The organism is Rhodanobacter sp. A1T4, from assembly GCF_014207185.1.
Lineage (GTDB): Bacteria > Pseudomonadota > Gammaproteobacteria > Xanthomonadales > Rhodanobacteraceae > Rhodanobacter.
In genome coordinates this window covers 435,687-458,286 of record NZ_JACHCP010000001.1, presented here as the reverse complement: position 1 = coordinate 458,286, position 22,600 = coordinate 435,687, and the positions used below count along the sequence as shown (strand labels likewise).

At 61.5% G+C, this 22,600-nt stretch carries 23 protein-coding genes; 13 read left to right on the top strand and 10 right to left on the bottom strand.

Annotated elements, in window-relative coordinates:
• The first annotated feature begins 6 nt into the window (after window positions 1-6).
• On the top strand, window positions 7-381 hold the full coding sequence (locus HDE80_RS02070; RefSeq protein WP_184601585.1) for a BON domain-containing protein: 375 nt from the start codon (window positions 7-9) through the stop codon (window positions 379-381).
• 90 nt (window positions 382-471) lie between these two features.
• Here HDE80_RS02070 and HDE80_RS02065 read toward each other — a convergent pair whose 3' ends face one another.
• Together HDE80_RS02065 and HDE80_RS02060 are read right to left on the bottom strand one after the other, a co-directional pair.
• The gene (locus HDE80_RS02065) at window positions 472-1,644 is read right to left on the bottom strand and encodes a PilT/PilU family type 4a pilus ATPase (RefSeq protein WP_184601586.1); all 1,173 of its coding nucleotides are present in this window, start codon (window positions 1,642-1,644) and stop codon (window positions 472-474) included.
• Window positions 1,645-1,756: 112 nt separating this feature from the next.
• A complete protein-coding gene (locus HDE80_RS02060) occupies window positions 1,757-2,794 on the bottom strand; it encodes a type IV pilus twitching motility protein PilT (RefSeq protein ID WP_184601587.1) in 1,038 nt (345 codons plus the stop codon).
• A 399-nt stretch (window positions 2,795-3,193) separates the two neighbouring features.
• On the opposite strand from HDE80_RS02060, the gene proC reads away from it, so the two are divergent.
• Both proC and HDE80_RS02050 read left to right on the top strand, forming a co-directional pair.
• Window positions 3,194-4,018, top strand: a complete 825-nt coding sequence (gene proC, locus HDE80_RS02055; protein ID WP_184667379.1) for a pyrroline-5-carboxylate reductase — start codon at window positions 3,194-3,196, stop codon at window positions 4,016-4,018.
• On the top strand, window positions 4,015-4,590 hold the full coding sequence (locus HDE80_RS02050) for a YggT family protein (protein WP_184667377.1): 576 nt from the start codon (window positions 4,015-4,017) through the stop codon (window positions 4,588-4,590). The genes proC and HDE80_RS02050 overlap by 4 nt, the downstream gene beginning before the upstream one ends.
• Before the next feature lie 221 nt (window positions 4,591-4,811).
• Here the strand turns inward: HDE80_RS02050 and HDE80_RS02045 are convergent, their stop codons facing one another.
• The 3 genes from HDE80_RS02045 to pdxH are packed head-to-tail and all read right to left on the bottom strand — an operon-like array spanning window position 4,812 to window position 6,667.
• Window positions 4,812-5,624 carry a cobalamin-binding protein gene (locus tag HDE80_RS02045; RefSeq protein WP_184667375.1) on the bottom strand — a complete coding sequence of 271 codons (813 nt, stop codon included), beginning with the start codon at window positions 5,622-5,624 and terminating at the stop codon, window positions 4,812-4,814.
• Window positions 5,625-5,642: 18 nt separating this feature from the next.
• On the bottom strand, window positions 5,643-6,083 hold the full coding sequence (locus HDE80_RS02040; RefSeq protein ID WP_184602079.1) for a secondary thiamine-phosphate synthase enzyme YjbQ: 441 nt from the start codon (window positions 6,081-6,083) through the stop codon (window positions 5,643-5,645).
• Window positions 6,080-6,667 carry a pyridoxamine 5'-phosphate oxidase gene (gene pdxH, locus HDE80_RS02035; protein WP_184667373.1) on the bottom strand — a complete coding sequence of 196 codons (588 nt, stop codon included), beginning with the start codon at window positions 6,665-6,667 and terminating at the stop codon, window positions 6,080-6,082. Before pdxH ends, HDE80_RS02040 begins: the two co-directional genes overlap by 4 nt.
• A gap of 182 nt (window positions 6,668-6,849) precedes the next feature.
• Here pdxH and HDE80_RS02030 point away from each other — a divergent pair, with 182 nt between their 5' ends.
• A complete protein-coding gene (locus HDE80_RS02030) occupies window positions 6,850-7,680 on the top strand; it encodes a kinase (RefSeq protein ID WP_184667371.1) in 831 nt (276 codons plus the stop codon).
• A gap of 92 nt (window positions 7,681-7,772) precedes the next feature.
• On the opposite strand, the gene HDE80_RS02025 is transcribed toward HDE80_RS02030, so the two are convergent.
• On the bottom strand, window positions 7,773-8,615 hold the full coding sequence (locus tag HDE80_RS02025) for an SDR family oxidoreductase (RefSeq protein ID WP_184667785.1): 843 nt from the start codon (window positions 8,613-8,615) through the stop codon (window positions 7,773-7,775).
• A 65-nt stretch (window positions 8,616-8,680) separates the two neighbouring features.
• Between HDE80_RS02025 and HDE80_RS02020 the strand changes: the two genes are divergently transcribed.
• The 5 genes from HDE80_RS02020 (at window position 8,681) to HDE80_RS02000 (ending at window position 13,183) form a co-directional block, all read left to right on the top strand.
• The gene (locus HDE80_RS02020; protein WP_184602075.1) at window positions 8,681-9,238 is read left to right on the top strand and encodes a shikimate kinase; all 558 of its coding nucleotides are present in this window, start codon (window positions 8,681-8,683) and stop codon (window positions 9,236-9,238) included.
• Window positions 9,235-10,332, top strand: coding sequence for a 3-dehydroquinate synthase (aroB, locus tag HDE80_RS02015; protein ID WP_184667369.1), 1,098 nt, complete (start codon window positions 9,235-9,237; stop codon window positions 10,330-10,332). The genes HDE80_RS02020 and aroB overlap by 4 nt, the downstream gene beginning before the upstream one ends.
• A 371-nt stretch (window positions 10,333-10,703) precedes the next feature.
• The gene (locus tag HDE80_RS02010) at window positions 10,704-10,964 is read left to right on the top strand and encodes a WGR domain-containing protein (RefSeq protein ID WP_184602072.1); all 261 of its coding nucleotides are present in this window, start codon (window positions 10,704-10,706) and stop codon (window positions 10,962-10,964) included.
• Between the two features lie 271 nt (window positions 10,965-11,235).
• The gene (hemE, locus tag HDE80_RS02005; protein WP_184667367.1) at window positions 11,236-12,300 is read left to right on the top strand and encodes a uroporphyrinogen decarboxylase; all 1,065 of its coding nucleotides are present in this window, start codon (window positions 11,236-11,238) and stop codon (window positions 12,298-12,300) included.
• 121 nt (window positions 12,301-12,421) lie between these two features.
• Entirely contained in the window at window positions 12,422-13,183 is a 762-nt protein-coding gene (locus HDE80_RS02000) for a short-chain dehydrogenase/reductase (protein ID WP_184667365.1), read from the top strand.
• Between the two features lie 101 nt (window positions 13,184-13,284).
• Here HDE80_RS02000 and HDE80_RS01995 read toward each other — a convergent pair whose 3' ends face one another.
• Entirely contained in the window at window positions 13,285-14,274 is a 990-nt protein-coding gene (locus HDE80_RS01995; RefSeq protein WP_345776393.1) for a glycoside hydrolase family 16 protein, read from the bottom strand.
• A gap of 343 nt (window positions 14,275-14,617) precedes the next feature.
• Here HDE80_RS01995 and HDE80_RS01990 point away from each other — a divergent pair, with 343 nt between their 5' ends.
• The gene (locus HDE80_RS01990) at window positions 14,618-17,518 is read left to right on the top strand and encodes a valine--tRNA ligase (RefSeq protein WP_184667363.1); all 2,901 of its coding nucleotides are present in this window, start codon (window positions 14,618-14,620) and stop codon (window positions 17,516-17,518) included.
• A 105-nt stretch (window positions 17,519-17,623) separates the two neighbouring features.
• Here the strand turns inward: HDE80_RS01990 and rimI are convergent, their stop codons facing one another.
• Genes rimI through pssA form a run of 3 tightly spaced genes read right to left on the bottom strand, consistent with a single transcriptional unit; the run spans window position 17,624 to window position 19,383 of the window.
• Complete coding sequence (gene rimI, locus HDE80_RS01985; protein ID WP_184667354.1) at window positions 17,624-18,100, bottom strand: ribosomal protein S18-alanine N-acetyltransferase; 477 nt, start codon at window positions 18,098-18,100, stop codon at window positions 17,624-17,626.
• A 3-nt stretch (window positions 18,101-18,103) separates the two neighbouring features.
• Window positions 18,104-18,601 (bottom strand): hypothetical protein, encoded by a 498-nt coding sequence (locus HDE80_RS01980; RefSeq protein ID WP_184667352.1) that lies wholly within the window; start codon window positions 18,599-18,601, stop codon window positions 18,104-18,106.
• Window positions 18,601-19,383 (bottom strand): CDP-diacylglycerol--serine O-phosphatidyltransferase, encoded by a 783-nt coding sequence (gene pssA, locus HDE80_RS01975; RefSeq protein ID WP_184667350.1) that lies wholly within the window; start codon window positions 19,381-19,383, stop codon window positions 18,601-18,603. Before pssA ends, HDE80_RS01980 begins: the two co-directional genes overlap by 1 nt.
• Before the next feature lie 167 nt (window positions 19,384-19,550).
• Here pssA and HDE80_RS01970 point away from each other — a divergent pair, with 167 nt between their 5' ends.
• The 3 genes from HDE80_RS01970 to HDE80_RS01960 all read left to right on the top strand — a co-directional run bounded on the left by HDE80_RS01970 (window position 19,551) and on the right by HDE80_RS01960 (window position 22,511).
• Window positions 19,551-19,976 (top strand): DUF4124 domain-containing protein, encoded by a 426-nt coding sequence (locus tag HDE80_RS01970; RefSeq protein WP_184667348.1) that lies wholly within the window; start codon window positions 19,551-19,553, stop codon window positions 19,974-19,976.
• A 134-nt stretch (window positions 19,977-20,110) separates the two neighbouring features.
• Complete coding sequence (locus HDE80_RS01965) at window positions 20,111-21,808, top strand: proline--tRNA ligase (protein WP_184667346.1); 1,698 nt, start codon at window positions 20,111-20,113, stop codon at window positions 21,806-21,808.
• 379 nt (window positions 21,809-22,187) lie between these two features.
• Window positions 22,188-22,511 carry an H-NS histone family protein gene (locus HDE80_RS01960; RefSeq protein WP_184667779.1) on the top strand — a complete coding sequence of 108 codons (324 nt, stop codon included), beginning with the start codon at window positions 22,188-22,190 and terminating at the stop codon, window positions 22,509-22,511.
• Window positions 22,512-22,600: the final 89 nt, after the last annotated feature.

Below are 22,600 nucleotides of genomic sequence, written 5' to 3'. Positions count from 1 at the left end.
ATAGCCATGCGTACACGTTCACTGATTCGCAACAGCGTCATTGCCGCCGGCCTGATGGTCGCCTTCGCAGCTGTTCCGTTTAGCCAAGTCATGGCCCAGGATTCAGCGACTTCCAACCAGACCGTTCCGGAAAAGGCAGCTGATGGCCTGATCACCACCAAGATCAAGTCCGTACTGGCCACCACCAAGGGCATCAAGTCCACCGATATCTCGGTTACCACGGTAGAAGGCGCCGTTACTTTGACTGGCACGGCTACCAACGCCCACGAGAAGTCGCACGTGATTCGCGTGACCAAGAAAGTGAAGGGCGTGAAGAGTGTTGATGCTTCCGGCCTGACCGTCAGCGCTGCACCGGCATCGGGCTCCAGCTCCGGCATGTAACAGGCTGATCCCGCATTGCTCGTAATGCGATAGCAACGGAAAAAGGAGCCTTCTGGCTCCTTTTTCCGTTGCTTGAGCGCCAAGGCGAAATCAGCGATTGAGCAGATTGCTTCCACCGCCGAACCCGTGTGAATCACGCGTTTCTTCCAACTCAACGCCGTCAAGTCCCTGCGACAGGGTATGTGCGTCGCCACCCTGCGCCAGCTTGATTCGCAGGCGCACTTCGTTGGAGCTGTCGGCGTAGCGCAGCGCGTCTTCGTAGGAAATCTCGCCAGCGTGATACAGCTCGACCAGGCTTTGATCGAACGTTTTCATGCCGAGCAAAGTCGACTCCTTCATCACTTCCTTGAGCTTGTGGATATCGCCCTGACGGATGTAATCCTGCACCAGCGGCGTGCCTAGCAATACTTCCACCGCAACCCGGCGTGCCTTGCCATCCGGCGTGGGAATCAGCATCTGCGCCACGATGCCCTTCAGGTTCAGCGAGAGATCCATCAGCAGCTGCTCGCGACGATCCTCGGGGAAGAAGTGCAGGATGCGGTCCATCGCCTGGTTGGCATTGTTCGCGTGCAACGTGCACAGGCAAAGATGGCCTGTCTCGGAAAAGTTGATCGCGTGTTCCATCGTCTCGCGCGTGCGCACCTCGCCGATCATGATCACGTCGGGTGCCTGGCGCAGGGTATTCTTCAGCGCGTTTTCCCAGCTGTCGGTGTCGATGCCGAGTTCGCGCTGCGTGATGATGCAGCCCTCGTGCTTGTGTACGTACTCGATCGGATCCTCGATGGTGATGATATGGCCAGTCGAATTCTGATTGCGGTAACCGATCATCGATGCCAGCGACGTCGATTTGCCACTGCCGGTGGCGCCAACGAAGATGATGATGCCGCGCTTGGTCATTGCCAGCTGCTTGATCACCGGCGGCAGGGTCAGCTCTTCCGGCGTTGGAATTTTCGACTCGATCCGGCGCAGCACCATGCCCACGCAGTTGCGCTGGTAAAAGCACGACACGCGGAAACGCCCCACGCCTTGTGCGGAAATCGCGAACTGGCACTCGTGGGTTTTCTCGAACTCCTCACGCTGCGCTGGCGTCATGACGTTCAGCACCATGTCGCGCGACTGTTGCACACTGAGCGGGCTCTGGGTGATCGGCACGATGCGGCCCTGCACTTTCATCGACGGCGCCACACCAGCCGTGATGAAGAGATCGGATGCCTTCTTGTGCACCATCAACTTCAGAAACGAGGTGAAATCAAAATCGCTCATGGCGAGACTCCGCAGAAAAGGAAACGGGATACTAAGGAGCCGGAAACAAGAGCCAAAGCCGGAACCCGGTATATTTCAGCCGATCCATGCTTACTATTCCCTGCTCCCGCTCTCACTTGAAAGAATCCTTGTTCTTGGCATACGTCGATGCTTCCTGGCGCGTTACCAATCCACGCTTGACCAGGTCCAGCAGCGTCTGATCCAGCGTCTGCATGCCGAACTGCTGACCCGTCTGGATCGCCGAATACATCTGCGCCACTTTGTCCTCGCGGATCAGGTTACGGATGGCCGGAATGCCAACCATGATTTCGTGCGCCGCGATGCGACCGCCGCCGACCTTTTTCAGCAGCGACTGCGAAACCACCGCGCGCAAGGATTCGGACAGCATCGAGCGCACCATCGGCTTTTCACCTGCCGGGAAGACGTCGATGATACGGTCGATGGTTTTGGCCGCTGAGCTGGTATGCACGGTACCGAACACCAGATGGCCGGTTTCCGCCGCCGTCAGCGCCAGTCGAATGGTTTCCAGATCGCGCAACTCGCCGACCAGGATGTAGTCGGGATCCTCGCGCAGCGCCGAACGCAGCGCCTCGTTGAAGCCCAGCGTGTCGCGATGCACCTCGCGCTGGTTGACCAGACACTTCTGCGAGGTATGCACGAATTCGATCGGGTCCTCGACCGTCAGCATATGACCGTATTCGTTCTTGTTGATGTGATCGACCATCGCGGCCAGCGTGGTCGACTTGCCTGAACCGGTCGGGCCGGTCACCAGGATCAGGCCCTGTGGCTGCTCGATCAGCTCCTTGAAAATGCGCGGGCAACCCAGGTCTTCCAGCGTCAGCACTTCCGACGGAATGGTACGGAACACCGCACCGGCGCCACGGTTCTGATTGAACGCGTTGACGCGGAAACGCGCCAGCCCCGGAATCTCGAACGAGAAGTCGGTCTCGTAGAATTCCTCGTAATCACGGCGCTGCTTGTCCGACATGATGTCGTAGACCAGCGCATGCACCTGCTTGTGTTCCAGCGCGGGAATGTTGATGCGGCGCACGTCGCCATCGACGCGGATCATCGGTGGCAGCCCGGCGGACAAATGCAAGTCCGAGGCCTTGTTCTTTACCGAGAAGGCAAGCAGTTCGGCAATATCCATCTATGTTTTCCCCTGAACCCATCGTCTGGATGGCTTGAGTTTTATGGCGTGAATGCAGATATGCCATCGCGAATGCCGACGATAATCGCACGGATAAGGTGCTGTCGCGCGTTGCGCGCGCCCCCTTGCATCTGTAAGCGAAGAACCCCGAATCCCCCTGCAGTCGCTTCGATACTACTCGCGCAACAGGCTGTGCAGCCAGTCTTTTCCCACCGCAAAAGCATAAAATCCCGGCAGCCTGTGCGCTGCCTCGCAAAACAGGAGTCACCGCCATAAGCGAGGCAACGTCGACCTGCTGGCAGCCTCCATTCTGTGCGGCTGTGACGACAAGGCAGCATCGCCGAACCCCCGCCTCCGGTAAGGTAGCGGCCTCGACATTCGGCCTTTGAGGAACCTTGCATGGCACGACTTGCCTTTATCGGCGGTGGCAACATGGCGCGCAGCCTGATCGGCGGCCTGCTGAAAACCGGTATGCCCGCAGCGACCATCAGCGTGGCTGAACCGCTGGCCGAAGCGCGCCACGCACTGGGCCGCGAATTCGGCGTCGCCTGCTACGCCGAAAACCGCCTCGCCGCGGCCGACGCCGAAGTCATCGTGCTGGCCGTGAAGCCTCAGATCATGCCCGCGATCCACACCGATCTGCGCGACACCCTGCAACGCAACCGACCGCTGCTGATCTCGATCGCCGCGGGCGTGCGGCTGGATCAGCTTGAGCGCTGGTTCGGTGCTGGCCTCCCGATCGTGCGCTGCATGCCCAACACCCCTGCGCTGATCGGTGCGGGCGCCACCGGCCTTTGCGCCAACCATCGGGTGAGCCCGGCGCAAAAAGCGCAGGCACAGCACATTCTCGATGCTGCCGGTCTCACTCGCTGGATCGACGATGAAACGCTGATGGATACCGTCACCGCGCTATCGGGCTCCGGCCCGGCGTATTTTTTCATGCTGGTCGAAGCGCTCGAAGCCGCTGCCGTTGCACAAGGCCTGCCGCGCGATACCGCCCGCGCCCTAGCCGCACAAACCTGCCTGGGTGCAGGCCGCATGCTGGTCGAAGGTGGCGAAGATCCCGGCGTGCTGCGTCAACGCGTCACCTCACCCAATGGCACGACGCAAGCTGCGCTCGAAAGCTTCAGCGCTGACGAACTCCCACGCATCGTTGCGCGCGCCGTTGCAGCCGCCACCCATCGCGGCGTCGAACTCGCCGCCAGTCTGGATACCATCTCGTGAGCTATCTGCTAAATGCCATATCTCTGCTGATCGAGCTCGCTTTCGACGCCGTCATCACCCTATTGATCGTGCGCCTGCTTGCCGAAGCCTGCCGCGCCGATTTCAACAACCCGCTGAGCCAGTTCGTCTACCGCTATACCAATCCTGTGCTGGCACCCGTGCGGCGGGTACTGCCCAACTGGCGTCGCATCAACCTCGCGGCACTGCTGCTCGCATGGCTGGTCATGCTGCTGAAACGACTGGTGCTGTTTCTGCTGATCGGTGTGATGCCGCATGCTCTCGGCCTAGTGGTATTGGCGTTCGCCGAACTGCTCGACTTTGTGCTGCTGTTTTATCTGGTGCTGATTTTTGCGTGGTCGCTGATGAGCATGCTGGCCGTGGATCGGCGGCAGCCGGTACTGCGTCTGGCGGGCTCTATCGTTGAGCCGCTGCTGCGGCCATTGCGTGGGAAGCTCACGGTGGGAAATATTGATTTTTCGCCGACGGTGGTGATGGTGGGATTATTGCTGGCGCGCATTTTGATAGCGGCGCCGTTGTTGGATTTGGGGACTAGGTTGGCCTTGACTGGCTGATTTTTCGATGTTTTAGAAACAGAGCTTTCGTCCTCCTTCGGAGGGCGAGTTACTTCTCTTTGCGTGGCCAAAGAAAAGTGACTCGGCCGCCGGTGGCGGACGAAAGCCCGCGGCAGGCGAACACGATTGCATAAGTCACCACGACTATCGCCGCCAATAATCGGCATCGCACGATGCAATACAACTAACCGCACCTTCCCCAACAATCACAAAGAGCCGATTTAGCGCAGCGCCCACTCCCTCACAATCCGATGAATCGCATCCAACCCATCAAACAATGCTGCTGGCCCCGGCTGCAAAATGATCGGTGATTTGATTTCGTAGAGATCACCGTGGATCACCGCAGGAATGGTTTCCCAACCATGCCTCGCAGCCACCTTCTCAGGCCGGAACCGCTTGCCGCACCATGAGCCCAGAATGACGTCCGGCGCGCGCCGGATCACTTCATCGCCATTGGCCAGAATGCGTTGCTTGGCCAGCGGTTCGCGCGCGAGTTCGGGGAAGCAGTCGTCGCCGCCGGCGATGCCGATGATTTCGGCGACCCAGCGGATACCGGTGATGATCGGCTCGTCCCATTCCTCGAAATAGACTTTCGGCCGGCGTGGCAGCTTCGCAACCGCCGCACGGATATCAGCGATGTGCTGCTCGGCGCGTTGCGCGTAGACTTCCGCTTTTTCGCTCGTACCAACCATCGCGCCGAGCCGGCGGATATAGGCGAGGATGCCGTCGACGCTGCGATGATTGCTGATCCACACCTCGACGCCGCACTTGATCAGCTCACGCGCGATATCGGCCTGGATATCGGAGAAACCGATGGCCAGATCGGGTTCGAGCTTCATGATTTCGCCGATCTTGGCGCTGGTGAAGGCGGAGACTTTCGGCTTTTCCTTGCGCGCCCGCGATGGCCTCACGGTGAAGCCGGAGATGCCGACAATGCGGTGTTCCTCACCGAGCGCGTACAGCACTTCGGTCGGCTCCTCGGTAAGGCAGACGATGCGTTGCGGATAATGATCCAACGGCTTGCTATCAGTCACGCGCGACGCGTCCAACGCTCATTGACCAAGTACCGTCACCATGACCTTGCGCTGGTGCGGATCGGTGCGGTGTTCCCACAGAAAAATGCCCTGCCATGTGCCCAGCTGCAACTTGCCGCCATGCACCGGCACCGTGAGCGTGACGCCGGTCAAAGTGGCACGGATATGCGACGGCATATCGTCCGGACCCTCCGCGTCGTGCTCAAAGATCGCATCGCCATCGGGTACAGCGCGAGCGAACCACCGCTCCAGATCGCGGCGAACGGCGGGATCGGCGTTTTCGCTGATCAGCAGCGAACAACTGGTGTGCGCGGTAAAGATATTCGCGATGCCGGTCTGCACGTGGCTGGCTGACACGAGATTATCCACCCGTGCCGTGATGTCGCTGAAGCCGCGGCCGTGCGTGTGCACCGCGAAGCTGTCCTGTGCGACCTGCTCGGCGGACATCGCGCGATTCATGGATAAAGCAACCGGCTGGTCCAGGTCTGGCCGTGGCGGTTCCAACGCACGCGTTCGTGCAGGCGGAACTCAGCGCCGTACCAGAACTCGACCGTGTCAGGCTCAACCAGAAAGCCGCCCCAATGCGGCGGACGTGTGACATCGCGGCCTTCGAATTCCTGCTCGTACTTCGCCACGCGTTGCTCGAAGGTTTCACGATCGGGCAATGTCTGCGATTGCTGCGAGGCCCACGCGCCGATCTGGCTGCCGCGCGGCCGGCCGGCGAAATACGCGTCGGATTCGGCAGCCTGCAGCTTGCGCGCGACACCCTCCACACGCACCTGCACGCCATGGCGCAGCTGCTTCCAGTGGAAGCACAGCGCGACCTGTGGATGCAGGTCGAGCTGGCTGCCCTTGTCGCTCTGGTAATTGCTGTGGAAGCGGAAGCCGCGCTCATCGACGCCCTTGAGCAGCACGATACGCGAGGCCACCCGGCCAGAACCGTCCACGGTGGCCAGGTTCATCGCCGTCGGCTCGAGTTCACCGCTGGCCTTGGCTTCGTCCAGCAGCTGTACAAAAGTATTAAGAATTTCGGGGTTGAGCATGGCGGTAAAAACTTTCCTTTTGCATCGAGGCCAACACGCGCCATCATGGCGCGGATGAACACGACCGATGATAGTGCAATGCCGCATCTATCCCGTAACGCCCATGCATGTGGCGTGATGGCGCACTGCTGCGACACGGCTTTGCATCGCGCAGTCCTTGGCTGCTGCCTGGGTCGTTCGCCATGACGGCCCAGGCCAGCGCGCAGAACGAGGCTCTTGCCGGCCACCTGCTGGATCAGTATGCCGGCCGCATCGCCCGCTCGCGCCGGCCTTATATTCTGGGCCTGTCCGGCCTGCAGGGCAGCGGCAAGAGCACGCTGGCGAGGGTGATGAAGGCGCAGGCCGAAGCGCGCGGCTGGCATACCGACGTGCTATCACTTGATGATTTCTATTACTCGCGCAGCGACCGCGAGGCACTGGCTCACCAGATCCACCCGCTGCTGCGCACCCGCGGCGTGCCAGGCACGCATGAGATCGAGCTGATGCTGTCTGTGCTGGCCGCGCTGCCCAAGGCATCGGACAAGTTGCCGGTGGCACACCCGCGATTCGACAAAGGTCGCGATACGCGCATTCCCCCCTCGCGCTGGCCACGTTCGACCCGACCGCCGAAGCTCGTCATCGTGGAAGGGTGGGCATTGGGCATTCGTCCGGAAACCGAAGCCGCCCTTGCCGACCCGGTCAACGAGCTTGAGCGCAAGGAAGATCCCGACGGCAGCTGGCGCCACTGGGTCAACAAGCAGCTGCGCGGTTATCAGCCGCTATGGCGCAAGTTCGATGCACTGATCGTGTTGCAGGCGCCGAGCTGGGATATCGTGAGTCGCTGGCGCAGTGAACAGGAAGAAGATCTGCTGGCGCGCCATGCGCCGCTGGCGATGGATGCCGAGGCGATGGTCCGCTTCCTGGCCCACTACGAACGCCTCAGCCGACATGCTCTCGCGACCTTGCCGGCAATCGCCGACAGCTGCGTCGAGTACGACGACGATCGGCATGTGACCGGACTCAGCCACGGTTGAGCTGGTCGACAACGATCGAACGATACAACTGCCGCGGATCTCGTTGCTGGTGCTGGCCAGATGATGCTGTTCGCCATGAGTGTTCTCTGTGGTCAAGTGAATGAGTTATCGAGCACAGCCGCGTAGCCCTCGCGCGAATCCGGCCAGCGCGGTGCAAAACCGCTGCCGCGCAGGCGCGCATTGCTGAGTCGCTTGCTGCCGATCCCGGCGGGCGTTGGTCCTTCCTGCGGCGGATCAACGCCGATCAGTTGTGCCAGTGCGTCGTACAACACATCCAGTGGCAGCGGCGTGTCGTCGGTACCGAGGTATAGCGGTAGCGGATCGGCGAGTTGCAGCAAATGCACGATCGCCGATGCCGCATCGTCGGTATGGATACGGTTGGCCCAATGTTTCGTCCTGCGCGGTACGCGAACCTGCTCTGTGCGCAGACGATCGAGCAACTGCAATTGGCCAGGACCATACAGCCCGGCAAGACGCAACGTGATTGAAGTAACGGATTGGCTCGCCAGCCACTGCTCCGCATCCAGCAGCACTTTGCCGTTGAAACCGCAAGGTGCCGCAGGCGTCGATTCATCCACCCAGTCACCGCCATGCTCGCCGTAGACCGCGCTGGAGGAGACAAACAGCACACGTTGCAATGCAGCACCGCTCAGCGCATCCAGCACATGTCGCAGCCCATTGATGAAGGTGGCGCGATAGGCCGCTTCATCCCGCCGATCCGGCGTCGGCAGATAGACCAATTGCGTGATGCCTACAGGCAAGACGTGCAGGCTGTCGGCATGGGTGAGATCACCGCGCAGCCAATGGAGGCCATTGTCGTCATCTACCGGCGGTTGGCGACGTAGCGCCCATACCTCGTCGCCACGCGCCAACAGTCGATGCGCCACACGCAAACCAACGTCGCCACAGCCCGCCAGCAATACGCGTTCGCTCAATGCATCATCCTCAGTCACCATAGCCTCGCTACAGCAACGGGTACGCGCCCTGTTAGCATTTGCGCATGAACCCGTCACGCAACCTGTTCATCGTCGGCCCGACCGGCGCCGGCAAAACGTCCATCGGGCGTCGCCTCGCCGTGCATTATGGCCTGCCGTTCGTCGATATCGATCAGGAGATCGAACACCAGTGCGGTGTGGACGTGAGCACCGTGTTCGAGATCGAGGGCGAGGCGGGCTTTCGCCAGCGCGAAACCGCGGCCATCGACGAGTGCAGCCAGCGCAACGGTGTATTGATGGCCACTGGCGCTGGCGCCGTGCTGGCCGCATACAATCGCGCCTACCTGCTCGACCGCGGTTACGTGGTGTGGTTGCAGGCCAGCATCGCGCAGCAGCTGGAGCGCCTGGAACGCGACCACCATCGCCCACTGCTGGAAGTCTCCGATCGTCACGAACGGCTGCAATCGATGGCGCTGATCCGCGAACCGCTGTACCGCGACGTCGCCGATCTCGCGGTACCGGGCGAACACGGCAGCGTGGCCACCGCGACCGAACGCTGCATCGCGTTGATCGATCATTATTGGCAGCGTCATCCCCTTGCCTCATCCCAGCAGACCGCATGAATCTCCCCGACATCCAGACCATCACCGTCGCACTCGGCGAACGCAGCTATCCGGTTGAAATCGGCGCCGGCCTGCTGGCCGATCACGCACGCTGGCGCGCCGCGTTGCGTGGCCGCCATGTGTTGGTGATGAGCAACACCACCGTCGCGCCGCTGTATCTGGATCATGTCGCGAAAGGGCTGGAAGGCCTGTCGTGGTCGTCCCTACTGCTGGAGGACGGCGAGGCACACAAGACCTTCGCCAATGTCGGCCTCGCGCTGGACGCGCTGGCCAAACTCGGCGCCACTCGCGACGCCAGCATCATCGCGCTGGGTGGCGGCGTGATCGGCGACATGGCCGGCTTCACCGCCGCCTGCTGGATGCGCGGCATCGACTTCATCCAGATGCCGACGACGCTGCTGGCCATGGTTGATTCCTCGGTTGGCGGCAAGACCGGCGTCAACCTGCCGGCAGGCAAGAATCTGGTCGGCGCATTTCATCAGCCGCGCGCGGTATTCGCCGATATCGACACCCTGATCACCCTGCCCGATCGCGAATACCGCGCAGGCCTCGCCGAAGTGGTGAAAGGCGCGGCGATTGGCGACGAACCGTTCTTCCACTGGCTGGAACACAACGCCGATCTGCTCGCTGCCCGCGACAGCAACACCTTGCTGGAGGCCATCGCGCGCAAAGTGCGCTACAAGGCCGGCGTGGTGGCGCGCGACGAGACCGAACAGGGTGAGCGCGCCCTGCTCAACCTCGGTCACACCTTCGGCCACGCACTGGAAACTGCCGGCCGTTACACCACCCTGCTGCACGGCGAAGGCGTCGCCGTAGGCATGCTGTTGGCCGCGCAGTTGTCCGAACGCCTGGGCATGAGCGATCCGGCCGACACCACTCGCCTGCACAGCTTGCTGCACGCCATTGGCCTACCCACGGCCATTCCACCCGGCATGGACCCGCAGCAGTTGCTGGCGCTGATGCGGCTGGACAAAAAGAACACCGCCGGTTCGCTGCGGCTGATTCTATGGCGCGGAATGGGACGGGCGGAGATTGTGGCCGGAGTGAGCGAAGCCGATGTACTGGCAACGCTTCATGCAGCCACCGCCAGCTGAAGTCGAACCGATGCGGGGCATTTCATGAAGGACCTGATCGCCGTGGCATCGCTGCGATCGTGAAGTTTGTCTTTGTATGGATGATATGGAATTTCCTACTGTTCACTCTTGGCCGCGTGACCTTGCTCGCATGCACTTTCGGGCGTTATCCACGCGGTCGAGCCATTGAACAGCATGCCAATCGGATTGCGCTCACCGGACTACTCGTTCTGACTTGCCTATGGTCAGCCATTGCGATCTACAACAATCTTTGGCCTGCCAGACACCCGTATTAGCTGATCTGACGCATCGACTCGCTCGCTACCAAGCCGCCAGCCTTCTAGAATGCGAAGCTTTACGGTCTGTCTCGCCGTACTGCTCATCGGGAAACCATGCGCCTCTATCTGCAAACCGTGCCCGGCAACTCCGACGCACCGCGCTACGTCCAGATCACGCTGGAGCAGGATCTGCTCGGCGGCTGGACGTTGTACCGCGAATCCGGCAATCAGGGCGGTCGCGCCTCGCTCAAGCGCGAGCAGTATCTGGAGCGTGACGAGGCCATTGCTGCGTTCGAAAAAGCCCGCGACGCGCAGCTCAAGCGGGGGTTTCGCGTGATGTTTGCGCAAGGCCTGGAAGGCCCGTACGGGCGTTAAGAGCCTGTGTACGGTCTCCATGTGGTCCGCGTTGAGTTGTCGCACCCGCCCGGTGGTTGCGCGTGGCGCAGCGCCTGACTGGTGGTCAGGTCAAGCTGTGCGCGGCGGCCGGGCGGGTGCGACAGCTCAACCCTTGGGGCCGGGAGCGGTTTGCACCCATGCCGGCGTCATCACTCGGTCGTGTACCGACGTACACTCCCTCCTTCTTCCTTGGCCTGGGCGCAAACCGCTCCCGGCGCGGGCCACGTGGAGACCGCACACAGGCTCTAACATGACCGAACTGAAGAACGACCGCTTCCTGCGCGCACTGCGTCGTGAACCTACCGATACCACGCCGATCTGGGTGATGCGGCAGGCTGGCCGCTACCTGCCGGAATATCGCGCTACCCGCGGCCGCGCCGGCAGCTTCATGGCGCTGGCACAGAACCCCGAGCTGGCTTGTGAGGTTACCCTGCAGCCGCTGGAGCGCTTCGAACTCGACGCGGCGATCCTGTTTTCCGACATCCTCACCATCCCCGATGCGATGGGACTGGGCCTGAGCTTTGCGCAAGGTGAAGGCCCGCGTTTCTCGCATCCCGTGCGCACACGAGCCGACGTCGAAACCCTCGCCGTGCCCGACATGGACGCCGAGCTGCGCTACGTGATGGATGCCGTGCGGCTGATCCGCAAGGAGCTCGACGGCCGCATGCCGCTGATCGGCTTCTCCGGCAGCCCATGGACACTGGCCTGCTACATGGTCGAAGGCTCGGGCTCGAAGGATTTCGCCACCCTCAAGGCGATGTGCTGGAACGAGCCCAGGCTCGCGCACCGGCTGCTCGATACTCTCGCGCAAGCCGTCGCTGCGTACCTCATCGCCCAGGCCGCCGCCGGCGCACAGACGCTGATGGTGTTCGATACCTGGGGTGGCCTGCTCGGCCCCGCGCCGTTCCGCGAATTCTCGCTGCGCTATATGGCTCATGTCGTCGATGTGCTGAAAGCCAGCCCGCACAGCCGCGATCTGCCGATCGTGCTGTTCTCCAAAGGCGCTGGCCAGCACCTCGGCGCACTCGCTGATACCGGCTGCACTGCACTCGGCGTTGATTGGACCATCGACCTCGCCGATGCCCGCGCCGCCGTCGGTGGCCGCGTGGCACTGCAGGGCAACCTCGACCCCGCCATTTTGCGCGCCAGCCCGGAGGTTATCCGCCATGAGGCGCGCGCCGTGCTGGATAGCTACGGCAATCATCCGGGTCACGTGTTCAACCTGGGACACGGCATTACGCCGGAAGTCGATCCCGAGCACGTGAAGGTACTGGTGGATGAAGTCCATGCTTACGGGCGCACGCTGCGCGGCTGAGAATCTTTCGCCGGACGCTCCTGGCCTAAGCCAGTATTTGATTGCGCCTCGCTGTTTTACCAGGCGATGACGGCTGTCCTGATATACCTCTAACCCTCCGAGTGACTATCAGGGCAACAACATGGACCTGCAACTTTCCGGCAAACGCGTGCTGATCACCGGTGGCTCCAAAGGGATCGGGCAAGCCATCGCCGAGCTGTTGGCGACCGAAGGCTGCGACCTCCGACTGGTCGCCCGCGATGCCGCTGCATTAGAAGAGACTGCTACGGCTTTACGAGCTCGATTTCCGGTGAACGTGGAAACCATGGCGGCCGACCTGTCGACCGACGCTACCGTTCGCGCTGTCGCCGACTGGGCAGGCAACGTCGATATCTTGGTGAACAACGCCGGCGCGATTCCGCCCGGCACGCTGACTTCGGTCGACGACGCCGCATGGCGCAAAGCCTGGGACCTCAAGGTATTCGGCTATATCTCGCTCAGCCGGGCCGTCTATCCGATGATGGCCAAACGCAAACACGGCGTCATCGTCAACGTGATCGGCGCTGCCGGTCAGTGGCTTCCACCGGGCTATCTCGCTGGCGCCACGGGTAATGCTGCACTCATGGCTTTCACCAAAGCGCTGGCGCGTGGCAGCCATGTCGATGGCATTCGCGTGGTCGCCATCAACCCCGGCCCGGTCGAAACCAAACGTCTGGAAACCATGCAGCGCGCCAACGCCGAACGTGAACTGGGCGACGCCGAACGCTGGCGCGAAATGTTCAAGACCATGCCGTTCGGCCGCCCCGCCAAGCCGGCGGAAATCGCGGCGGCGGTGGCATTTCTGGCGAGTCCGCTATCCGGGTATACGTCGGGGACGGTTTTGACGATTGATGGCGGGGTGTAAGCGGTGTACATCCGCCGTTTCCCGGGAAAGCTCTTGGCTTCAATAAGCTCACGGAGCGACAACACCACGGCCCATCATTGAGTCGCGCTGCACGATAGCGATCAGTGCTTAGCCGCACTCGCTCTCGTCCACACCGCCACATAATCCACCACCATTGGATGCCCTGGCTCGGTAGTCTCATTCGGCGTTGGTATAGCGCCGGCCATCGCGTACGAAAATCCGCCACCCATGGCCACATTCAGTAGAAGAAAGTAGCCGCCCTGCCCGGTAATTTCCTTCCATGTTGCCGCCGGCAGCTGGTTTTGCGATACATGGTCAAAGAGCGTGCCATCGACGTACCAGCGTAGTTGCACCGGCGATACGCTGTTGTCCCACTCGAAAGCGTAGACATGGAATGTGGCCTGGCATGTCGCGGGAGCGCACGCCGCACGGCGACCGAGCCCGTCAGGCTCGCCGCAAGGACCTCCGGGGTAAACGCCGCAGTGCAGGATGCCCCATACGCTGTCGATGCCGTTCACGTTTTCCATGATGTCGAATTCACCAGCCTGCGGCCATTTACCGTTGCGACGATAGCTATGGCCGAGTGCCCAGAACGCGGGCCAGTAGCCCAGTGCCGCCTTGTCGCTGACGTCTGGCATCTGGATACGCGCTTCGATGCGCAACAGACCACCCTTTGGCGGCTTGAAGTTGTCTTTCCTGGTTTCGATGCGGGCCGAGGTCCAGTTGCCGGCATGATCGCGCAGTGGCGTAATGCGCAGGTTGCCGTGTCCATCCAGGGAAATATTGGCCGGAGCAGCGGTGTAGGCCTGTATCTCGCCCGTGCCCCATTTGGGAGGGCCTGCCGGATACTGGTGGCCGGTATCGAAGCGCCATTTCGCCCTGGATGGCAGCTGATTCGCCGCCCCGACAAAGTCGTCACTGAATTGCAGCGTCCAGCCTTTTTGCTTGGGTATTTCCGCGTACGCGTTGGAAATACCCACCACGGAGATTGCAGTGATCCAACAAGTGGCCAGAATCCACAGCATATGCCGCTGCGGCCACCGAAAACACGCTTCCATCTTGTCCAGCACATACGTTTTGATCAATCGCACGCAAAAACCTTTTTTGGCCAAACCTTTTGGTCACGCATCTTGCAGCAGCTGCCTTCTCATCATCACGGCACCGAAATTAGGCAGCATCCACTTCAGATGCCTTGGCAATATACGGTGGCAATGACGTGGGGGACGCGTCACCGTGGAGCTCGCCACCCATAGTCGTGGCAACAGCCGGACCATTAGGTGAACGCTGGATCTCGCGGGCAGCCGCTCACTGAAGGCGGCTCCGCACAGCAATCACCATTATGAATGCTTTGGCAGCTCTATCCCTGCCCCGTACAATGGGATCTCTGCCGTTGCCCATCTGCGCGCCCGAAACGGTGCGCCATTGCGAGTCCCCATGGAAAAGAGTTTCGAACCCGCCCAGATCGAGTCCAAGTGGTACGCGCGCTGGGAAGCCAGCGGTGCGTTCAAGCCTGCGGGCCATGACGATAAAAGCCGGGGCGAGCCGTATTGCATCCTGTTGCCGCCGCCAAATGTCACCGGCACACTGCACATGGGCCATGCGTTCCAGCAGACCGTGATGGACATGCTGGTGCGCTACCAGCGCATGCGCGGCATGAATACGTTGTGGCAGGTGGGCACCGATCACGCGGGCATCGCCACGCAGAAGATCGTCGAGAACCAGCTCGCCGTCGAAGACAAGACACGCCACGACCTGGGTCGCGAGGCGTTCGTCGAACGCGTGTGGAAGTGGAAGGAGGAATCCGGCTCCACCATCACCAACCAGATGCGCCGGATCGGCACGGCAGCCGACTGGTCGCGCGAGCGCTTCACCATGGACGAGGGCCTGTCGGCAGCCGTACGCAAGGTGTTCGTCGAGTGGTATCGCGCGGGGCTGATCTATCGCGGTAACCGGCTGGTGAACTGGGACCCGGTGCTGGGCACGGCGGTGTCCGATCTGGAGGTGAACAACGTCGAGCGCGATGGTTCGATGTGGTACATCCGCTACCCCTTCAGCGATGGTCCGATCGATGGCCTCGACGGCATGACCATCGCCACCACCCGCCCGGAGACCATGCTGGCCGATGGCGCGCTGGCCGTGCATCCGGACGACGAGCGTTACAAGCATCTGGTGGGTCGTTTCGTCGACCTGCCGCTGTGCGATCGGCGTATTCCGATTATTGCCGATACCTATGTCGAGCCCGAGTTCGGCACCGGCTGCGTGAAGATCACCGGTGCACACGACTTCAACGATTACGAGGTTGCCAAGCGGCACAACCTCGAAATGATCATCATCATGACGCTCGATGCGCATATGAGCTACAACGCGCCGGAAGCGTATCGCGGGCTGGATCGCTACGACGCGCGCAAGGCCGTGGTGAAAGACCTCGAGCGTGACGGTTTCCTGGTCAAGGTCGAACCGCACAAGCTGCAGGTGCCGGTAAGCGATCGCTCCGACGCGGTGATCGAGCCGATGCTGACCGACCAGTGGTTTGTCGACCTGACATCCGACACGCTGCCAGATGGACGTCCCGGCGGCCGCAAGGCAATCACCGAACCCGCACTCGATGCCGTGCGTTCGGGCGAGATCAAGTTCGTACCGGAGAACTGGACCAGCACCTATACGCAGTGGCTGGACAATATCCAGGACTGGTGCATCAGCCGCCAGCTCTGGTGGGGCCACCGCATCCCGGCCTGGTACGACGAGGCCGGAACGATCTTCGTGGGCGAGGACGAGGCCGATGCGCGTGCCAACGCGAGCACACCACCGGTCGGCGCGCTGCGCCAGGATGAAGATGTGCTCGACACCTGGTTCTCCTCCGCGCTGTGGCCATTCTCCACGCTCGGCTGGCCCGCCAGGCCCGCCAACGGCCCGGTGAAGAACGAACGCGGCGAAATCGTAGCCAACTGGCAGGACGACAAGATCTTCCTGCCCAGTGCCGTGCTGGTCACCGGCTTCGACATCATCTTTTTCTGGGTCGCACGCATGGTAATGGCGACCAAGTATTTCACCAGCCAGGTGCCGTTCCGCGAGGTGTACATCAACGCCATCGTGCGCGACGCGGAAGGCAAGAAGATGTCCAAGTCCAAGGGCAACACGCTGGACCCGTTGGACCTGATCGATGGCATCGAGCTGCAGCCGCTGCTGGAGAAATCCACCAAGTCACTGTTGATTCCGCAGGTGCGCGAGAAAGTCGAAAAGCGCATCCGCAAGGATTATCCCGACGGCATTCCCTCGATCGGCACCGACGCCCTGCGCTTCACCTTCGCCGCGCTGGCCAGCTACAGCCGCACGATCAATTTCGACATCAAGCGCGCCGAGGGCTACAAAGCCTTCTGCAATAAGCTGTGGAACGCGGCGCGCTTCGTGCTCATGAACGTGTCCGAAGGCGAGATAGCCGCACCCATCGGGGCCCCGGTCACCGAGGCAGAACGCTGGATACTCACCCGTCTCAAACAGACGTTGAGCGAAGTCGAGCAGCACTTCGGCAGCTATCGCTTCGATCATCTGGCGCAAGCGCTGTACGAGTTTGTCTGGAACGAGTTCTGCGACTGGTTCCTGGAGCTGTCCAAGCCCGCGCTGAGCGGCGACGATGCGGCCGCGGCGGCATCCACCCGTCGTACCTTGCTGGTGGTACTGGAATCGGTGTTGCGCGCGCTGCATCCGATCATTCCTTTCATCACCGAGGAGATCTGGCAGGAGTTGCCCGCCCGCTCCTCCCTGAGCGCAAAGAACACGCCAGCATCCCTACCGGACTCTTCCAAGCACCTCATCCTTGAATGCGCCTACCCGCGCGCTGACGACTACACCGCAGACGATGCGGCTACTGCCGAAATCGAGTGGTTCAAGAACGTGCTCAGCGGCATTCGCCGCATCCGCTCGGAGATGAACATCTCGCCCGGCAAGGTGATCCCGCTGCTACTTGCCGACGGCGATGCCAACGACCGTACGCGCATCACGAAATTCGCCGCGCAGATCAGCTTCCTCGCTCGCGTCGAGGTACCGCAGTGGATCGACAGCGGTGCCGATGAACCCGCCGCCGCTGCCGCTGTGATCGGCGCCCTTCGCGTGATGATTCCGCTGGCCGGCCTGATCGACCTCGGTGCCGAAAAGGCCCGCTTGGCCAAGGAAATCACCCGCATCGAAACCGAAATCAAGAAGTGCGAAGGCAAACTCAACAACGCCAACTTCGTCGCCAATGCCCCCGCTGAAGTCGTGCAACAGGAACGCCAACGCATCACCGACTGGACCCAACAGATCGACGCCCTGCGTGAGCAGGCGCAGAAGCTGGGGTAAGAAAGGGGAAAGTTACTCAAGCTCCACAGGGGCAGGAAAGCCCCACCTCGCATATCAATCCTCTCCCTGTCGGGGAGAGGAGGCGAAAACACAGCGTGCTACGTCCTACGTCGACGCTGCGCCCAACACCAACACCATGACAATCGCATCCTCGCGGCCGTTCCTCGCCGGGTAATATCGCGGCCGCTTGCCGATCTCCCTGAACCCGATCGACTCGTACAGTGTCTTCGCCAGCGGATTGGACGGTCGGACTTCGAGGAAGATGCGCTCGGCACCATTCCAGCGCGCGATATCCAGCAGCCGCCGCAGCAGATGCCGGCCAAGTCCCTGGCCGCGATACTCCTGATCGATGCAGATATTGAGCACGTGCGCTTCGCCCGCGCCCATCGACAGGATGCCGTAACCCGCAACCAACGCGTCCACGCACAGCACCCAGCAAGGATGGCCGGCTTTCAGGCAGTCGGCGAATACGCCAAGCGACCAGGGAAAATCATACGAGGCGATTTCCAGTTCGCTGACCCTGGCCAGGTCGTCGCTGCGCATCGCGCGTACCTGAATGACGGGCTTGACGACCGCGACCATCGCTCAGTTCTCCGGAGCGGCCAATGCGCGGCGCAGATTGCGCAACGCACTCCATAGCCGTCGCTTGGCATCAGCGGCGGTCAGCACCAGCGGCAGTTCATCCGCCAGCACGATCTGCGCGCGATGCATGACCGCCGCCGGCAACGTCCGCCCCAACGCATGCGCCTGCGCCTCGCCGAAAACCAGATAGGCCCGCGCGTGCGGCACGTCGGCCGTCAGCTGGCCGCCAACCACTCTGACGCGTGCAGCTCGGGCCAAGGTTGTCCCGCAGGCATTGAGCAAGCGACCGAGCAGATCGAGCTCGCGCGTGCTGCCGCCTTCGGGCAGCACCACCACGCAGGCAACGCCGACCGCCAAGTCATGCGTGGGAAGCACAGGCTCGACCGAATTGGTTACAGGCACACTACGCTCAACGCGTTGCACCCAGGGCGTTACACCCAGAGCCCGTAGCACCCGGACTCGCTGGTTGGCGGCAACCCGCTGGCGCAATGGCATTGTCATCAGGCGTTGCTCCGGCGAATGCGGCGCCGGTGGGTGGCCAATCCCCACATCGTCCACAACGGCCCGGATAACAGATACATCGTAAAGCCGACGAACAGTACCCACGCCGTATCGAGCATGAGCAGGCCGAGCAGCAGTACCGCGCAAACCATCCAGCCGAACGGCACGCGCCCGCGTTCACCCATCGTCAACGACTTGAAGCTGAAGTAGCGGAATCGGCTGACCATCAGCAGGCCCACGACCACCGCAACGACCGGCGTGATGAAGCAGAACTCGCTGCCGGGCAAACCGGTCTTGTCCACTACCCACACGAACGACATGCACACCGCCGCCGCCGCCGGGCTGGCCAGGCCCTGAAAATAACGTTTGTCGGCCACACCGACCTGCGTGTTGAATCGCGCCAGACGCAGCGCAGCGCAGGCAGCATAGATAAAGGCGGCGGCCCAGCCCAGCTTGCCCCACAGCGGGCCAAAGTCCTTTAGCGTGGACAGCGACCATGTATACATCACGAGCGCCGGCGCCAGCCCGAAGCTGATCAGATCGGACAGCGAGTCGTACTGCACGCCAAATTCGCTCTGGGTGCCGGTGAGCCGGGCCACGCGGCCGTCCAGACCATCCAATACGGCAGCAATGAACACCGCGACTGCCGCATCGGTGTAGCGTCCGCCAATGCTGACAACAATCGCGTAGAAACCTGCAAACATCGCCCCGGTGGTCACCAGGTTCGGCAGCAGGTAGATACCGCGATGGGGCGGTTGACGGACGGGCATCGGTTCGCTCATGAATCAAGACCGTGGCAGGATGCGCGCAGTGTAAACCATCGGTCACTTGAGTCCGGACGGTAGGGGTGCTAACTAAAGAACTGTTGATCTGGCCCTCAGCCGGATTCATGATGATTCATTGCACGTCGATTTACCTCTGTCGTCGAACCACTTTTAGGGAGAAAACCATGCATCGTTCACTCATCGCCCTGGCGCTGTTGTTGGTGGCTCCGCTCATCAGTGCACAGGTCTATAAGTGGAAAGATGCCAACGGCACGGTGCATTACTCGCAGTCACCACCGTCGACCCAGGGAACCAAGTACAAAGAAATGAAATCCAGCGGCACTATTGATCCGGATACGCCGCCCCCTGTAACGGCGGCAGCCGCCAGCAAACCCGATGCCGCGCCGACGCCTGCCACTACGACGCTCGCCGACACCCCGGAGAACCGCAGCAAGCTATGCAGCTCGCTGACAACCAATCTGGCGGCCCTGCAAGGCAGTGCTCCGGTGGTGATGCAGCAAGATGGCAAACAGACCGTGCTTGATGACAGTGCGCGCAAGCAGCAGGCCAGCGCGGCGCAGGCGCAGTATCAGCAGTACTGCGGGAAGTAAGTCGTTTCCCGCTTGTCATACTGGCGCCCTGTTCTGCGCCGGTGGAGGTCTGTGCCTCACTCGGCGCCATTCACCTGAACGGCCTCGCCAGCAGCCCGCTACAATTGGCGTCTTTCATCACGCCGGAACCCCGCATGCGCCTCAGCCAATTCCACCTGGCCACCGTCAAGGAAGTACCCGCCGACGCCGAAATCGCCAGTCACCGGCTGATGCTGCGCGCGGGCATGATCCGCCGGCTGGCCTCGGGCCTGTACACCTGGTCGCCGCTGGGCCTGCGCGTGCTGCGCAAGGTAGAAAAGGTGGTGCGCGAGGAGATGGACCGCGCTGGCGCCATCGAAATGCTGATGCCCTCGATCCAGCCACGCGAACTGTGGGACGAAACCGGCCGCTGGCAGAAATTCGGCGGCCAGCTGCTGAAGATCAAGGACCGCAAGCAACAGGAGTTCTGTTACGGCCCCACGCATGAGGAAGTAATCACCGACTTCGCCCGCAACGAGCTGAAGAGCTACAAGCAGCTGCCGGTCAACTTCTACCAGATTCAGACCAAGTTTCGCGACGAGATCCGCCCCCGCTTCGGCGTGATGCGCGCACGCGAATTTCTGATGAAGGATGCCTATTCGTTCCACCTCACGCAGGAATCGCTGGCGGCAACCTATGAAGCGATGTACCAGGCGTACACGCGCATTTTCACCCGGCTCGGCCTGACCTTCCGCGCAGTGCAGGCCGATACCGGGGCGATCGGCGGCAACGCCAGTCATGAATTCCAGGTGCTGGCCGATTCGGGCGAGGATGCCATCGTGTTTTCTGACGGTTCGGATTACGCCGCCAATATGGAGAAGGCCGAGGCTCTGGCGCCCACGGCCGAGCGTCCGGCTCCGATCGCCGAATTGCAGCGTGTCGATACGCCCAGCCAGAAAACCATCGACGAGGTCTCGGCGTTCCTCAAGGTTCCACCACAACAGTGCATCAAGACCTTGCTGGTGCGCGGCCGCGACGGGCTGGTGGCACTGTGCCTGCGCGGCGACCACGAGATCAACGAAGTAAAGGCCGGCAAGCTGACCGAACTACCGGAGGAATCCGTGCTGGCCTCGGAAGAGGAAATCCGTGCCGCCACCAGCACGCGTCCGGGCTTCATCGGCCCAGTCGGCCTGCCCGACACCGTCCCCGTCATCGTCGACCGCGATGCCGCGATGCTGGCCGACTTCGTTTGCGGTGGTAACGCCGACGGCAGCCACTACACCGGCGCCAACTGGCTGCGCGATGCGCGGGTTACCCGCATCGCCGATCTGCGCAACGTGGTCGAAGGCGATGTCTCGCCGGACGGCCACGGCATCCTGCACATCGCGCGCGGCATCGAGGTCGGCCACGTGTTCCAGCTCGGTCAGAAATACGCCGAAGCCCTGAAGGCCACCGTGGTCGACGACGATGGCCAGAGCAAGGTGCTGACCATGGGTTGCTACGGCATCGGCGTCAGCCGCATCGTGGCCGCTGCCATCGAGCAACGCCATGACGATGCCGGCATCGTATGGCCCGACGCGATGGCACCATGGCGCGTGGTGGTGTGCGTGATCAATCCGAAGAACCTGCCGGAGGTCAGCGTCGCTGCCGAGGCGCTATACCAATCACTGAATGAACGCGGCATCGAGGCCGCGCTGGACGACCGCGGCCTGCGCCCCGGTGGCATGTTTGCCGACATGGAGTTGATCGGCATTCCGCACCGGGTGGTGGTAAGCGAGCGCGGATTGGCCGCAGGCACGCTGGAATATCGCGCCCGGCAGGACAGCGAAAGCCGCGCCGTCAGCCAGGACGAGCTGTTCACCCTACTGGATTAACTCGCTGAATCGGAAATCACCCGGCAAAAGTGTCTGATTAAACACGCTCAACCAGACCCACCCGGACTTAATCGAAATGGCCGCCCATGTGCGGCCATTTTCGTTTCGGTCATTCGGGTGGCACAGAGGTCATTTCAATAGCTCGCGACAGTTATCGATCCGGCGCAAATTAATCACCAGCTATCCGAAAATAGGTACGCCAATACTCCTACCTTTACAATGCTTTGATAAATCAGCCAGAATCACCGGTGAAACACCATTGATCGGGTCTGCCTTCCCTGCATACTGGCCAGACCCTTTAATCAAAAACACATTAAAACGAATCATTCAAAAACCAATCAAACAGTCTCAATCAGACATTCTTACCCGGGAATCCATCATGGCCGTCGATATCAAAAACCTCAATCACACCCAGCTCAAAGACCTCATCACCAAGGCGCAGATTCGCCAGACCGAGTTGAGCAAGGAAAAGGTCGTCAAGCTGCGCGATAAAGTCCACGCGCTGATCAAGGCCGAAGGTTATACCTTCGAAGACATTTTTGGTCAGGCTCGCGGCAAAGCCAAACGCGCCGGCAGCCCGGTGGCGCCGAAATATCGCAACCCTGCCAACCCTGCACAGACCTGGTCCGGCCGTGGCAAACGTCCGCATTGGTTCAACGATGCGTTGAAGGCCGGCAAGAAGGAAAAGGATCTGGCGATCTGACCAGCGGGTCCATTCAACCAAGTTCTGGCGCAAGATTATCTAGCGCCGTTCCGTAAAGAAAAACACCGGCCTCGAGCCGGTGTTTTTCT

What these genes read in the sequence shown, in the direction of transcription:
- HDE80_RS02030 (WP_184667371.1), top strand. Translation starts at nt 6,850, where the DNA reads ATGACGGCCCAGGCCAGCGCGCAGAACGAGGCTCTTGCCGGCCACCTG.
- hemE (WP_184667367.1), top strand. Translation starts at nt 11,236, where the DNA reads ATGACCGAACTGAAGAACGACCGCTTCCTGCGCGCACTGCGTCGTGAA.
- HDE80_RS01970 (WP_184667348.1), top strand. Translation starts at nt 19,551, where the DNA reads ATGCATCGTTCACTCATCGCCCTGGCGCTGTTGTTGGTGGCTCCGCTC.
- HDE80_RS02000 (WP_184667365.1), top strand. Translation starts at nt 12,422, where the DNA reads ATGGACCTGCAACTTTCCGGCAAACGCGTGCTGATCACCGGTGGCTCC.
- HDE80_RS02060 (WP_184601587.1), bottom strand. Translation starts at nt 2,794, where the DNA reads ATGGATATTGCCGAACTGCTTGCCTTCTCGGTAAAGAACAAGGCCTCG.
- HDE80_RS02065 (WP_184601586.1), bottom strand. Translation starts at nt 1,644, where the DNA reads ATGAGCGATTTTGATTTCACCTCGTTTCTGAAGTTGATGGTGCACAAG.
- HDE80_RS02040 (WP_184602079.1), bottom strand. Translation starts at nt 6,083, where the DNA reads ATGAATCGCGCGATGTCCGCCGAGCAGGTCGCACAGGACAGCTTCGCG.
- HDE80_RS02010 (WP_184602072.1), top strand. Translation starts at nt 10,704, where the DNA reads ATGCGCCTCTATCTGCAAACCGTGCCCGGCAACTCCGACGCACCGCGC.
- HDE80_RS01990 (WP_184667363.1), top strand. Translation starts at nt 14,618, where the DNA reads ATGGAAAAGAGTTTCGAACCCGCCCAGATCGAGTCCAAGTGGTACGCG.
- pssA (WP_184667350.1), bottom strand. Translation starts at nt 19,383, where the DNA reads ATGAGCGAACCGATGCCCGTCCGTCAACCGCCCCATCGCGGTATCTAC.
- rimI (WP_184667354.1), bottom strand. Translation starts at nt 18,100, where the DNA reads ATGGTCGCGGTCGTCAAGCCCGTCATTCAGGTACGCGCGATGCGCAGC.
- HDE80_RS01960 (WP_184667779.1), top strand. Translation starts at nt 22,188, where the DNA reads ATGGCCGTCGATATCAAAAACCTCAATCACACCCAGCTCAAAGACCTC.
- proC (WP_184667379.1), top strand. Translation starts at nt 3,194, where the DNA reads ATGGCACGACTTGCCTTTATCGGCGGTGGCAACATGGCGCGCAGCCTG.
- HDE80_RS02020 (WP_184602075.1), top strand. Translation starts at nt 8,681, where the DNA reads ATGAACCCGTCACGCAACCTGTTCATCGTCGGCCCGACCGGCGCCGGC.
- pdxH (WP_184667373.1), bottom strand. Translation starts at nt 6,667, where the DNA reads ATGCTCAACCCCGAAATTCTTAATACTTTTGTACAGCTGCTGGACGAA.
- aroB (WP_184667369.1), top strand. Translation starts at nt 9,235, where the DNA reads ATGAATCTCCCCGACATCCAGACCATCACCGTCGCACTCGGCGAACGC.
- HDE80_RS01965 (WP_184667346.1), top strand. Translation starts at nt 20,111, where the DNA reads ATGCGCCTCAGCCAATTCCACCTGGCCACCGTCAAGGAAGTACCCGCC.
- HDE80_RS02070 (WP_184601585.1), top strand. Translation starts at nt 7, where the DNA reads ATGCGTACACGTTCACTGATTCGCAACAGCGTCATTGCCGCCGGCCTG.
- HDE80_RS01980 (WP_184667352.1), bottom strand. Translation starts at nt 18,601, where the DNA reads ATGACAATGCCATTGCGCCAGCGGGTTGCCGCCAACCAGCGAGTCCGG.